Below are 13,504 nucleotides of genomic sequence, written 5' to 3' on the forward strand. Positions count from 1 at the left end.
GGGGCGGGTCGCACACCCGTCCCCAGGGGCCCTTTCATGTCAAGACGGACACGCCTGTGTGACGTAAATCACGCAACCATCGGGAACAGTTCAAGATCCATTTGCTCGGGTTCGCTGCTTACGCCTCTTTCGGTCACGTGTAGCTTCACGGCTACTCCACATGTGTGGTGCATCCGTATGCAAGAGACCGAGGAACTATGACGGTTCATCTGCCCACGTCACCAAGGCGTGGACGTTCCAGGCCCGAGGGGAGAGTTCGCCTCATAGCGAGCACGCTCACCCTGGCCCTGGCCGTTACCCTGCTCGACGGCGCGCTCCCCGTGACGGCCGTGGCGAAGCAGGTCCCCGCGGCGCCGAAGAAGGCGGCTGCCACGCAGGCGGCGGACCTGCCCTCCGCCCGTGTGGCCGCGCGCCTGTCCGGCACTGTCGCACGAAGAACGCCGACGGCACGCCGCGCACCGCGCAATCCTTCCTCTCCTGGGACACCACGCCGCTGCGCGACGCGGTGGTCCTCAACGCCAAACTGAGCCTGTGGAACTTCCACTCGGGCAACGTGCCGGACTGCAAGGCCGAACCCTGGGAGGTCTGGTCCGCCGGCGCGGCGTCCACGTCCAGCCGTTGGACGAACCGCCCGGCGATGACCGCCAAGAAGGCCACCTCCACCGAGACCCGCGGCAACACCTCGTGCACGACGCAGCCCGACGGCTGGATCAACGCCGACGTGAAGACGCTGGTGCAGGAGTGGGCGTCCGCCAAGGCGACCCGCGGCCACATGGGCCTGCGGGCCACAAGCGAGACGCTCGTCACCCAGTGGAAGCGCGTCAACTCCGCCAACGCGGCCACCAACCCGCCGAAGCTGGTGGTGAACTACAACTTCCGGCCGAAGACGGGCACCAAGCAGGAGGCCGGCCCGCCGTTCTTCTCCTACGGCGGCGCCTACGTGGTCAACACCGCGACGCCGACGCTCCGCGACACGTTCGTCGACGCGGACGGCGACAAGGTCAACGGCACCTTCCAGATCTTCGACGACGCCACCAACACCCAGGTCGGTGACGTCCTCGTCTCCCCGTGGGTCGCCTCGGGGCAGGCCGCTTCGGTAACCGTCCCCGCCGGGGTCCTCACCAACGGCAAGACCTACAGGTTCCGCACGTCGCCCTACGACGGCACGCACTACAACGCCGGCTGGTCGGAGTGGAAGGCCTTCACGGTCGACACCGCCGCGCCCTCCGCTCCGGCGAGCATCGTCTCGACCGACTACCCCACCGGTCAGTGGGTCAAGGGCGAGGGGCAGGCCGGCACCTTCACGGTCACTCCGCCCGCGGCCGACCACCACTGGCTCGAGTGGTCGCTGGACGGCGTGTCCTGGACCAAGGTCGCGACCGGCGGCTCCAGTGCCACCAGGGCCATCGGCGTCACCCCGCCCAAGAACGGCACGCACACCCTCCAGGTGCGGTCCGTGGACAAGGCGGACAACAAGTCCGAACCGCGGGAGTACGTCTTCCACGCTGGCCCCGGCGGATTCGCCCAGCCGTCCGTGGGTGACCACACCGCGCGCCGGCTCCCGCTCGTCGCCGAAGCGGACGGCGCGAAGTACGACAAGGTGTCCTTCTCGTGGCGCCGTTCCGCCGCCGACGGGTGGGTGCAGATCCCCGCCGGGCACGTGACCTCCGCCGGGGCCGCGCTGACCGCTTGGCCGGTCCCGCTCGTCAACGGCAAGAACGCCCCCCTGGTGTGGAACGCCACCGATACGGTCGACCCCGACGGCACGGTCGAGATCAAGGCCGACTTCACCGGGCCGAACTCCGCGGGCAGCAGCACCCTGCCGCTGACCGTCGTCGTGGACCGCAACGCGGACAGCGCATCCACCACCGACGTGGGACCGGGCACCCTCAACCTCCTCAACGGTGACTTCACCCTGTCGGCGACCGACGCGTCGTTCTTCGGCATGACGGTGACCCGCACCGCCTCCTCGCGCGTCCCGGACAAGGGCGCCAGGCAGGAGGGCCAGGCACCGATCTTCGGCAAGGAGTGGGTGTCGGGCACGGTCGCGGAAGTGACCAAGTCCGACTACGCCCACCTGCGCAAGGTCTCGGACACCGCCGTGACCGTCGTCATGTCCGAGGGCGACGCCCTGCACTTCACCGCGAACGCGGCGAAGACCGGCTGGATCTCCCAGCCCGGCGCGGAGAGCCTCACCCTGAAGGGCAGCACGGCCGGCTCGTTCACGCTGTCCGACACCGCGGGCACCGTCACCACGTTCGCCAAGCCGACCGGCGCGACGACCTGGCAGGTGTCCGGCACGCTCCACGACGGACTGTCCAACACCACCACCAAGGTGGTTTCGGAGACCGTGACGGTGGCCGGCAAGACGCTGGCCCGCCCGAAGCGGATCATCGCCCCGACGTCGGCCGTCACGGCCGCGACCTGCGACACCACGCCGTCCACCAGGGGCTGCCGCGTCCTGGAGTTCGTCTACGCGACGGCGACCACCGCCACCGGCACCGCCACCACCGCCGAGTTCGGTGACTTCGCCGGCCAGGTGAGCGAGATCCGCCTGTGGGCCACCACGCCCGGGGCCGCCGCTTCCACCGCCACCGCCGTGTCGAAGTACCGCTACGACTCCACCGGTCTGCTGCGCCAGCAGTGGGACCCGCGCCTGAGCCAGGCCGGCCAGACCCAGTACGCCTACTGGGGTGGCCGGGTCACCTGGCTGGACCCGCAGGGTCAGCTGCCGTTCACGTTCACCTACGGCAACGCGGGCGCCGGTACGGCCTCCGTCGACGGCATGCTGCTGAAGGTATCCCGCCCCACGCTGAAGCAGGGTACGACCGGAACCACCGAGGGTGACGCGGTCACCAGCGTCGTCTACGGCGTCCCGCTCACCGGCACCAAGGCGCCCCACGCCATGGGGCCCGCCGACGTGGCGGCCTGGGGCCAGCTGGACGCGCCGACCGACGCCACCGCCGTCTTTCCGGCGGACTCGGTACCCGCGTCCCATTCGGGTGCGAACCTCACCTCCGCCGACTACCGGCGGGCCACGGTCACGTACCTCAACGCCTCCGGCAGCTCGGTGAACACCGCCACGCCGGGTGGGCACATCTCGACCACCGAGTACGACCGGTTTGGCAACACGGTCCGGGAACTGACTCCCGGCAACCGGGCCCTCGCGCTCGGCACCACGGCGGCGCAGAGGACGACGCTGACCGACCTCGGCATCATCGGTCGCTCCGCGGCCGAGCGAGCCGAGCAGCTGTCGACCGTGTGGCTCTACAACTCCACCGGTACCCGTGACCTGGAGGAGTTCGGCCCGATCCACCGGGTCGACCTGACCGAGGACCTCAAGGACGGCACCACCGTGCTGGTCGGCGCTGGCACCTCCGTGCCGGCGAGGCCCTGGACGGTGAAGGAGTACGACGAGGGCCGTCCCACCGACGGCACCGCCAAGGTGGCGGACCAGGTCACCTTGGAGATCACCGGCGCGCGCGTCCGCGACTACTTCTCGGTCATGGGCGAGAAGCGCGTCAACGAGACCCAGTACGACTGGGCCAAGGGCCTGCCCACCCTGCGCATCCAGGACTCGGGCGGCCTCAACCTGACCACCTCGACCGGCTACGACGCGCAGGGTCGCGTCGTCTCGCAGCAGCTGCCCGGATCCACGGGCAACGACGCGGCCGCCCGCATCAGCGAGTACTGGGTCGCCGACGGCACCGGCTGGTGCAAGGGCCGTCCCGAGTGGGCGGACCAACTCTGCTGGACCGGTCCGGCCGGTGACATCACGGGCGGGGGCTCCAACCCCGCCAAGCTGCCCGACACCGAGAGGCAGTACGGCGTCTTCGGCCAGGCGAACGTGATCACGGAGACCGCCAACGGCGTCACCCGCACGTCGACGCTGACGCTCGACGCCGCGGGCCGACCCACCACGGTCACGGTCACCGGCGGTATCGGCCAGGCGGTCCCGGAGACCACCACCGAGTACGACCCGGCCACCGGCCAGGTCACGAAGGTCAGCTCGCCGACGGCGGGCACGATCACCAAGGCGTACGACAAGCTCGGCCGCCTCGTCTCCTACACCGACGCCGACGGCGGCGTGACCACGACCGAGTACGACAAGCTCGACCGCCCGGTCAAGGTCACCGACTCCGCGCCGTCGACCGTCACCTACACGTACGACCACACCGCCGAACCGCGCGGCCTGACCACCTCCACCACGGACTCCGTCGCCGGTACGTTCTCCGCGACCTACGACGCCGACGGCGCCGTCGCCACGGAGCAGCTGCCGGGCGGATACACCCTCACCGTCACCGACGACAGCGTCGACTCGGCCACGTCCCGTGTCTACACGCGCGACAGCGACGGCACGACCGTCTTCTCGGACACGGTCACCAAGTCGGTCCACGGCCAGGTCATCAGCCACCAGGGCTGGTCCGCCCAGTCGTACCGCTACGACGGGGCCGGCCGCCTGACGACCGTCGAGGACAGCGTCGGCGAGGTCTGCACCCGCCGCACGTACGGCTTCGACAAGCGCACCAACCGCACCTCGCTGACCACCGCCACCGGCTCGTCCGGCGGCGCCTGCCCCACCACGGGAGGCAGCACCACCAACCACACCTACGACAGCGCCGACCGCCTCGTCGACGCCGGTTACGCCTACGACGCCTTCGGCCGCACCACCGCCGCTCCGGGCAACGGCACGTTCGGCTATTACGCCAACGACCTCGCCCACCAGCAGACGGTCAACGGCAAGCGCCAGACCTGGCAGCTGGACGCCGCCCTGCGCTTCCGCTCCTGGAAGGTGGAGACCGGCAGCGGCAGCACCTGGACGCAGACCGCGTCCAAGCTCAACCACTACGGCGACGACGGGGACAGCCCCCGCTGGATCGTCGAGGACACCGCCACCGGCGCGGTGACCCGCAACGTCTCGACCGCCGGCGGACAGTTCGCGGCCACGACCGGCAAGACCGGCGACACCGTCCTCCAGCTCACCGCCGTCCGCGGCGACATCGCCCTCCAGCTGCCGCTGGACAGCAGCCAGGCACCCGTCGTGCTCGACTCCGACGAGTACGGCAACGCCCGCGAGGGCCAGGCGGCCTCCCGCTACGGCTGGCTCGGTGGCCACCTGCGGTCCGCCGAGACGCAGACCGGCGTCATGCTGATGGGCGTGCGCCTCTATAACCCGTCGACGGGCCGCTTCCTGTCTGCCGACCCGGTCTACGGCGGCAACCACAACGCCTACGAGTACTCCCATGCCGACCCGATCAACCGGGAGGACCTCGACGGTCGCTGGAGCAAGAGCAAGACGCGGTACTTCTCCTGGGGCCACGCCTACGTCCGTGCGTGGACGCACCGGACCTGGGTCGGTTCGACCGCCTACAACTTCAAGGCCGAGATGCGGTTCAACCGGTCCTGGACGGCCAAGCTCGGCCGCAGCGCCCACTGGTACTGGGGCCCCCTGTGGGCCGCGGTCGGAGTCTTCGGCGGGCCCGTCGGAGCCGGCATCGGCCTCGTCGGCGCCGCCTTCTCCGGCTTCGCCCAGAAGGCGGCCGCCAAGGCGAACAGCAAGAAGCGGTGCTTCGTCATGGGCCTCGGAGGTACCTGGTACGGTCCGGGCCTCGCCTACGGCGGCCCGTACTACTACGACCGCCGCTGCTGACCGGTGACCACCGGCGGACAGCGCTGATCGACGGCCGTGCCCCCGCGGGGAAACCCCCGGGGGCACGGCCCCTCCCTTCCCCGCTCCCCTCCCTCCCCCTCGGCACTCACAGAGAAAGAGACGGCACATGGTCTCGTTCCACTGGGCTTGGCTCGTCGCGGCGACGCTCGCCCTGGTCCCCCTCGCGGTCGCGTCACTGCGCGGCTGGGCACCGCGCTGGGTACGACCGACCGGCCCGCGGTCCACGAAGGCCCGTGGCATCGCGGCCCTGACCGTCTGGGTGGGCGCGATCACGCCCGCCGTCCTCGGCCTGGCGGGCGTACCGGGAGACGAACTGCTCGTCCTGCGCGTCGTGGCGGGTCCCCTGTTGATCTGCGGCGCCTTCGCCCTGCTCGTCCGGGCGAGCCTCGCGGACCGCCGGCGCAGCCGCACCCCCGGCGACGACACCACCACCGCCTGAGCACCGTCCGCCCCGCGGGCAGGGGCGGGGCGCGCACCGTCCGACGGCAGGCTTTCGACTGCTGCGGGGCAACGGTCCGGCTGCCCGCGAAAGGCGAACGGCGGCGCGTGAGTCTTCGCGTGTGCGGACTTCTGAAAGGGCGCGGCTGCTCCTCGAACACGCCGACCGGATCATCGTCGCCACAGAGGAGGCCGAGTGCGCCATCGCCGCGGTCAAGGGCACGGTCGGCGCCACCGACGCGGTCGCCGCGCTGCCGTCGACCGCCGCCGGGAGCGTGGCCCCCGCGCTCACCGGATTCGCTTCATACCACCCGCAGCTCACCGACCAGGCGCGACTGCGGGAACTCACGCTCAGTACCGTCGACGTCGTGCGGCGGCAGCGGTATCACCACCTGCCCGACGCGACCCGCCGTCATCGCGGCGCTGCGCACAGCCGCGCGGCAGGTTCGCCCCACACACCTCCCGCCGGCCCAGGACAGTGCCGCGCAGGGAGGGGCTGTCGTCCGAGCGATGTGGGCAGCAGTCCGAGAGGCGGCGGTCGAGGGCCCGGAAGACGCGGTCCGGGCGACCGCGATCCGGCGAGCATCCACCGCACGGCGCGTACCGCTGCGGACTGCATTCGGACGGACGGCCTGAGGTGCGGGTGCACGCATGAGGCCCGGATCGCATGATCCGGGCCTCATGTCACTTCAGTAGCGGGGACAGGATTTGAACCTGCGACCTCTGGGTTATGAGCCCAGCGAGCTACCGAGCTGCTCCACCCCGCGTCGGTAGACCCAACAGTACGCCACCCACGGCACCACCCGAGACCAGGCCGCTCCCGAGCGTCCGCCGTCTTCCGTGGGGGCGACCGTGTGGCGCGAGGCACGGAGGACACTTTTCGCGGCTCGGCGCCGGTGTGACCGACCACGTCGTGCGCACCACGTGTGGCGCTGCCCGTGAGGGGATTCGTTGAGCGGGGTGTTGAGCCTGGCTCCGTGGACTCCCGCGCCGAGCCTCCGACGCCCACCGCTGCGGGGTGGCCAGACCCGCGCGGCACCCGACGTCCTCTATCCGTGCGTGAGCATCGCCTCGGTGACCTCGCCGACCGCCGCATCGGGGATCGCAGTGGCTGCCTCTTTGAGAACGAGCAGCCGTGCCCCGGGGATCTCGCGCGCGATCGCCTCGCCGTTGCCGACGGGGAAGAACCGGTCGCGGCCGCCGTGGACGACCAGCGTGGGGACCTCGATCCCGGGCAGGCGCTCGCGCCAGCGGGGTTCGCAGTCGAGCTTGGAGAACACCATCCCCATCTGGTTGGCCATCTGGACCGGGGGTGCGGTGCCGGGCGGGCGGTCCCGCATGCGCGCGGCGACTGCGCGCGCTGCGACGGGGTCGTCGCCGAGGATCTCCGCGCCGGCGGCGGCGAACTCCGCAACCGCCTCGCGGTCGGACCAGTCGGGCATCGGACGCGCGAACAGCCGCCTCATCGTCGCCTGGTCATGGCCGGGGAGGTCATCGTCGGGCAGGCCGGGGGCAACCGCGCGGGTTCCCACCAGGGTGAGTGCCGAGAACGCGCCCGGATGGTCGAGCACGGCCACCTGGGCGACCATTCCACCGACGCCGATCCCCGCGAGGTGCGCAGGCCCGCCGCCGAGCGCGTCCGCTAGGGCCGCCGCGTCGGCGGCGAGGCCGCGCAGGGTGTAGGCGGGCGCCTCCGGATCCGCCGTCGTCGACTCACCGCTGTCGCGCAGGTCGTAGCGCACCACACGGCGCCCGCCGGCGGCGAGGCGCTCGCACAGCGCGTCAGGCCAGGAAAGCATGGTCGTCCCGTGGCGAGCAGGACGAGTGGCGCGTCGTCGTCACCGAACGACTCGATGCCCAAGGCGATCTCATTGGCGTTGACAGTGGTCATCGGATCACCTCAGGACGTCGTAGGTCAGCTGCGTCGCGGTCGATGTCGGGATCACGCTCCGCTGTACCAGCGTGCGCGGCGCTGTGCCGGTGGACAGCGGTCTCCCGGCGCCCAGCACGAGGGGCGGCGAGAGGCGTCCTCAGCGTGCCGACCAGCCCGGTCCCGAGCGCCGAGCCGACCGTGGCGCCGCCGCCTATGAGGACGAGGTCGAGGCCCTTGCCACTGTCCGACGACGCCACCTCGGCTCGCTCGCGTGAGGCGGTGACGGCATCGGGCAGACCGGTGGTGACGAACGTCCAGTCGAGTCTGGTTGTCCGCGCCGACTCCGGCGGCGAGCTCGTCACGACGAAGGACGCGGGCTTGCCGTCTGCCCCGGGGCCGTAGACGGACGTGTCGTCCCGGCCCTCCGGCCCGTCGACGACGTCGAAGAGGTGGCGGCCGAGGACGACGGCGCCCGACCGGGCGGTCCCCTCGCGCAGGGCCCGGCGGTCGTCGGGGGCGTCGGAGAACGCCCACGTGTGCAGGGCCTCCCCGCCGGTGCCCGGCCCGTTGCCCGGGCTGGGGCCGGGGGCCCGGTGACGAAGCCGTCGAGAGGGATCGAGATGTCGCCGATGATGCGAGTCATGCCAGGGCAGACCCGATCCGCCGCCCAGACTCATTGCTCGCGCCTGAAGCGTCTTGTGGGGTGCGAACTTGATAGCACGACGTGCGAGGCGCCAACGTCGGACGGGCAGCGGACGACGTTCCTGCGTACCTCGGCGCCGCGCGTGCACAGGTCGAAGAGTAGGGCCGGCTCGCTGGAGAGACGGATCCGGACGGCGCACAGCACCTGCTCGGCCGGACCGGGTGGGATGCCGGCTCGGGCGAGCCGCCGGCCGTGGGGGTGGCCTTGGCCGGGTTGGCGGCTCTCGGTGACGGCCGCGATGGCGGCCCGGCTTCCGGCGTGCCGCGACACGGGGCATGGAACCCCGGGTGGAGGAAGGCAACCGTTTCGCGGATGCGAATTGAGGTCGGGTGCATCCCGCCTGACCTCTACAGCCAGTCCCGCTTCTTGAAGACCACGTACAGGCTCGAACACACCACCGCCATCAGCAGGATCGCGAAGGGGTAGCCGTACACCCAGTGCAGCTCCGGCATGTGGTCGAAGTTCATGCCGTAGATGGTTCCCACCAGTGTGGGTGCGAAGAGGATGGCCGCCCACGAGGAGATCTTCTTGATCTCCTCGTTCTGCTCGAAGCCGGCCTCCGCCAGGGCGCGCATCTCGGCGTTCTGCTGCTGGGTGACCAGGGTGGCGTTGACCGTGAGGATCTCCGTCAGGGCCTGACGGAAGCCGTCCACGCGTTCGCTGGTGTGGGTGACGTGGTCGGCGACGTCGCGCAGATAGCGCTGGAGCTCCTCCTCCGTGCCGTACTTGGCGAAGCCCGCCATCAGGCCGTGCAGCATGCCGACCAGCGGGCGGGTGGCGCGCTGGAACTCGACCACCTCGCGGGAGAGTTCGTAGATGCGGCGGGACACCGCGGGGTCGCCGCGGAAGACCTCCGTCTCGATCTCGTCGATGTCGTTCTGGACGCCCGCCACGACCGGCGCGTATCCGTCGACGACCGCGTCCAGGATGGCGTACAGCACCGCCTCCGGACCGAGGGCGAGGAGTTCCGGGGTGTCCTCCATGCGGCGGCGCACCACCGACAGGTCGGGGGCGGCGCCGTGCCGGACGGTGATCAGGAAGTCGGGGCCGACGAACACGTGCAGCTCGGCGAAGTCGACCTCCTCCTGGGCGTCCAGGTAGCGGGCGGCACGCAGGACGACGAAGAGCGTGCCGCCGTACCGCTCCAGCTTCGGTCGCTGGTGGGCCTCCATCGCGTCCTCGACGGCCAGCTCGTGCAGGTCGAACTCGGCCGCCAGCGACAGCAGCTCGCCCTCGGACGGGCGTTGCAGACCGATCCACGCCATGCCGTCCGGCTCCTCGCGCAGCTGCCGGAACGTCTCGGAGAGGGAGGTCGGGGACGACACCTTGCGGCCGTCCCGGTACAGCGACGCCTCGACGACGCTGCCGCCCCGCGCCCCTCCCGCGGGGGCGACGGTCGGGTCGACGGCCGCGTCGACCGCGGCGGGCGGCGCCGTCGGCTCCGGCTCGTCGGGGCGCCGGCGGCGGTTGTGCCTCCTTGAGGGCAGGGTCATCGCGGGTCCTCACCTCCTGCGGACGTCCGGGGCCGGAAGGCAGGATATACGCCCCGGTTTGTCCCGGCCCGGTCGCCGGTATGGCCGTCGGTTCGCCGTCTCGCGGACAGAAGGTGTCCGCGTCGCTCGGTAGCGTGCCGCCATGGCATCGACGACCCCGCCCGTGCTCTCCCTCCGGGCGCTCAACCGCGCCACGCTGGCACGTCAGCTCCTCCTACGGCGTACCCGCATGCCGGCGAAGGACGCCGTGCGCCACCTCGTCGGGCTCCAGGCGCAGAACACCAAGCCCCCGTACCACGCCCTCGCCGCCCGGCTCGACGGCTTCCGCCCCGAGGAGCTGTCCGGGCTGATGGAGCGGCGCGAGGTCGCCCGGGTCGTCACCCTGCGGTCCACCCTCCACACCCACACCGCCGACGACGTCCTCGCCCTCGGCCCCTTCACGCGGCCCGTCGGCGACCGCGGGGTGCGGCAGTTCCGCAAGCGGCTCGCCGGCGTGGACGTCGACGTCCTGACGGCCCTCGTCCGCGAGCTCGTCGAGGAGCGGCCCCGCACCCCGAAGGAGATCCGCGAGGTCCTGCTGGAACGCTGGCCCGACGCCGACCCCCTCGCCCTGACCGTCACCGCCCGCTGCTCGCTGCCGCTCGTCCAGGTCACCCCGCGCGGCCTGTGGGACCGCAGCGGCCAGGTCGAGCTGACCACGACGGACGTCTGGTTCGGACCCCGGCGGGTACGGGAGGCGCCGCCGGTGCGCCCGGAGGACGTCGTCCTGCGGTACCTCGCGGCCTTCGGGCCCGCCTCCGTCAAGGACATGCAGACCTGGTGCGGCCTCACCCGGCTGCGGGACGCGTTCGAGCGGCTGCGGCCCCGGCTGGTGACCTTCCGCGACCCGCGGGGCACCGAGCTGTTCGACCTCCCCGACGCGCCCCGCCCGGACCCGGACACGTCGGCCCCGCCCCGCTTCCTGCCCGAGTTCGACAACCTCCTGCTCTCCCACGCCGACCGTTCGCGCGTCGTACCGACCGAGTACCGGGACCGGACGTGGAAGGGCAACCAGGCGTACCGGACCTTCCTCGTCGACGGACTCGTCGCCGGGATCTGGGCGCTGGACGAGGGCCGCGACGGTGCCGCCACGATGACCGTCCAGCCCTTCACCCCGCTCACCGGCGCCCAGCGGGACGCGCTGATCGACGAGGCCGGGTACGTCCTCACCACGCCGGGTCGCGGCCCCTTCGACGTGCGGATCGGGACCTTCGCCGCCGACGCGTAGCCGGTGATCGGGGGATCGGCGGTCCGGGGTGGGGGAGTGGGGGCGTCGGGTGGTGCGTGGCGTGTGAGGTTTGGGGTGTCGGTGGGGAGTGGCGTGTGAGGTTTGGGGTGTCGGTGGGGAGTGGCGTGGGGCCCGAGGCGCGGGGTGGTGCGGGTGCGGGCGGGGGCGGTCGGTGCGCTTCCGGGGCGTCCGGGGGGTAGTGACACCGGGGGCGGCGCGTACACCATGGCGCCCACACCCCCCCGCGACGAGGAGGACGACGATGCCGGAGAGCGGCGCGACCGAGCAGTTCCGGGCGGCCCGGGACTTCCTGCTACGGCACCGGGAGGACTACGAGGCGGCCCGCGCCGGGTTCTCCTGGCCCCGGCCCGCCCGGTTCAACTGGGCCCTGGACTGGTTCGACGTCATCGCGGCCGGCAACGACGCGACCGCCCTGCACATCGTCGAGGAGGACGGTACCGAGACGCGGCGCAGCTTCGCGGAGATGTCGGCCCGCTCGGCCCGCGTCGCCAACTGGCTGCGTGACGCGCACGGCGTGGCGGCCGGCGACCGGATCGTCGTCATGCTCGCCAACCAGGTCGAGCTGTGGGAGACGGCGCTCGCCGCGATGAAGCTGCGCGCGGTGGTCATCCCCGCCACCCCGCTGCTCGGCCCCGCCGACCTCCGGGACCGCGTCGAGCGGGGCAGGGCCCGCCACGTCGTCGTCCGCGCGGCGGACATCGGCAAGTTCGACGACGTGCCGGGGGAGTACACGCGCATCGCCGTCGGCGGCGGCCGTTCGCGGGAGGCCGCGGAGGCCGCGCGGGGCGGGGTGGGGGGCGCCGGTGGGGGGTGGGCGGCGTTCGAGGACGCCTACGCCGCGGACGACACCTTCGTCCCCGACGGGCCCACCGACGCCTCCGACACCCTGATGCTCTACTTCACTTCCGGCACCACCGCCCGCCCGAAGCTCGTCGAGCACACCCATACCTCCTACCCCGTCGGCCACCTGGCGACGATGCACTGGATCGGGCTGCGGCCCGGCGACGTCCATCTCAACATCTCCTCACCCGGCTGGGCCAAGCACGCCTGGTCCAACCTGTTCGCTCCCTGGAACGCCGAGGCCACGGTCTTCGTCCACAACTACACGCGGTTCGACCCGGCCCGCCTCATGGCGGAGATGGACCGCCACGGCGTCACCAGCTTCTGCGCCCCGCCCACGGTGTGGCGGATGCTCATCCAGGCCGACCTGACCGCCCTGCGCACCCCGCCCCGCGAGGTCGTCGCGGCGGGCGAGCCGCTCAACCCCGAGGTCATCGCCGCCGTACGGCGTGCCTGGGGCGTCAGCGTCCGCGACGGATTCGGGCAGACCGAGACGGCCGTCCAGATCTCCAACAGCCCCGGCCAGCTCCTGAAGCCCGGTTCCATGGGCCGCCCGAGCCCCGGTTTCCGCGTCGAGCTCCTCGACCCGGTGACGGGCGAGCCGGGCGCCGACGAGGGCGAGATCGCCCTGGACCTGTCCGCCCGACCGGCCGGGCTCATGACGGGGTACCACGGCGACCCCGAACGCACCGCGCAGGCCATGCGCGGCGGCTTCTACCGCACGGGCGACATCGCCGCCCGCGACGCCGACGGATACCTCACGTACGTGGGGCGGGCCGACGACGTCTTCAAGGCCAGTGACTACAAGATCAGCCCGTTCGAGCTGGAGAGCGCCCTGCTGGAGCACGAGGCGGTCGCGGAGGCCGCCGTGGTGCCCGCGCCGGACCCGGTCCGGCTCGCCGTCCCCAAGGCGTACGTCGTCCTCGCCGACGGCTGGGAGCCCGGCCCGGAGACGGCCAAGGCGCTGTTCGCGCACGCGCGGGCCGTCCTCGCCCCGTACCAGCGCATCCGCCGGATCGAGTTCGCCGAACTGCCCAAGACCGTGTCCGGCAAGATCCGCCGCATCGAACTGCGGGAGCGCACCGCGGCCAGTTCGACCGCCGAGTACCGCGAGGAGGACCACCGGTAGGGGGTGGGGGGTCGGCGTCGGGGTGGGGTGTCGGTTCTGTTCGGGGCCGGAGGACGGCACTGCCTCTGG

The 13,504-nt window shown here is 71.9% G+C and carries 5 protein-coding genes, 1 tRNA gene and 2 pseudogenes; 4 read left to right on the plus strand and 4 right to left on the minus strand.

Annotation, left to right across the window (positions count from 1 at the left end; genetic code table 11):
- Nucleotides 1-430: 430 nt before the first annotated feature.
- Both NRO40_RS24310 and NRO40_RS24315 read left to right on the plus strand, forming a co-directional pair.
- Nucleotides 431-5,350, plus strand: a pseudogene (locus NRO40_RS24310) (RHS repeat-associated core domain-containing protein); the annotation flags it as partial.
- A gap of 427 nt (nt 5,351-5,777) precedes the next feature.
- The gene (locus NRO40_RS24315) at nt 5,778-6,110 is read left to right on the plus strand and encodes a hypothetical protein (protein ID WP_058940236.1); all 333 of its coding nucleotides are present in this window, start codon (nt 5,778-5,780) and stop codon (nt 6,108-6,110) included.
- 692 nt (nt 6,111-6,802) lie between these two features.
- On the opposite strand, the gene NRO40_RS24320 is transcribed toward NRO40_RS24315, so the two are convergent.
- The 4 genes and pseudogenes from NRO40_RS24320 to NRO40_RS24335 form a co-directional block, all read right to left on the minus strand.
- Nucleotides 6,803-6,876 (minus strand) — tRNA-Met (locus tag NRO40_RS24320).
- A 282-nt stretch (nt 6,877-7,158) separates the two neighbouring features.
- On the minus strand, nt 7,159-7,908 hold the full coding sequence (locus NRO40_RS24325; RefSeq protein ID WP_232790919.1) for an alpha/beta fold hydrolase: 750 nt from the start codon (nt 7,906-7,908) through the stop codon (nt 7,159-7,161).
- A gap of 96 nt (nt 7,909-8,004) precedes the next feature.
- A pseudogene (locus NRO40_RS24330) lies at nt 8,005-8,625 on the minus strand (dihydrofolate reductase family protein).
- Between the two features lie 407 nt (nt 8,626-9,032).
- The gene (locus NRO40_RS24335) at nt 9,033-10,178 is read right to left on the minus strand and encodes a magnesium and cobalt transport protein CorA (protein ID WP_079046756.1); all 1,146 of its coding nucleotides are present in this window, start codon (nt 10,176-10,178) and stop codon (nt 9,033-9,035) included.
- Between the two features lie 142 nt (nt 10,179-10,320).
- Between NRO40_RS24335 and NRO40_RS24340 the strand changes: the two genes are divergently transcribed.
- Nucleotides 10,321-11,445: a winged helix DNA-binding domain-containing protein gene (locus tag NRO40_RS24340; RefSeq protein ID WP_058940235.1), complete on the plus strand. Its 1,125-nt coding sequence runs from the start codon at nt 10,321-10,323 to the stop codon at nt 11,443-11,445.
- A 262-nt stretch (nt 11,446-11,707) separates the two neighbouring features.
- Nucleotides 11,708-13,435 carry an AMP-binding protein gene (locus NRO40_RS24345; RefSeq protein WP_058940234.1) on the plus strand — a complete coding sequence of 576 codons (1,728 nt, stop codon included), beginning with the start codon at nt 11,708-11,710 and terminating at the stop codon, nt 13,433-13,435.
- Nucleotides 13,436-13,504: the final 69 nt, after the last annotated feature.

It is taken from the genome of Streptomyces changanensis (assembly GCF_024600715.1).
Lineage (GTDB): Bacteria > Actinomycetota > Actinomycetes > Streptomycetales > Streptomycetaceae > Streptomyces > Streptomyces changanensis.

Coding starts and splice junctions, on each gene's coding strand:
- NRO40_RS24315 (WP_058940236.1), top strand. CDS start 5,778: ATGGTCTCGTTCCACTGGGCTTGGCTCGTCGCGGCGACGCTCGCCCTG.
- NRO40_RS24325 (WP_232790919.1), bottom strand. CDS start 7,908: ATGCTTTCCTGGCCTGACGCGCTGTGCGAGCGCCTCGCCGCCGGCGGG.
- NRO40_RS24335 (WP_079046756.1), bottom strand. CDS start 10,178: ATGACCCTGCCCTCAAGGAGGCACAACCGCCGCCGGCGCCCCGACGAG.
- NRO40_RS24340 (WP_058940235.1), top strand. CDS start 10,321: ATGGCATCGACGACCCCGCCCGTGCTCTCCCTCCGGGCGCTCAACCGC.
- NRO40_RS24345 (WP_058940234.1), top strand. CDS start 11,708: ATGCCGGAGAGCGGCGCGACCGAGCAGTTCCGGGCGGCCCGGGACTTC.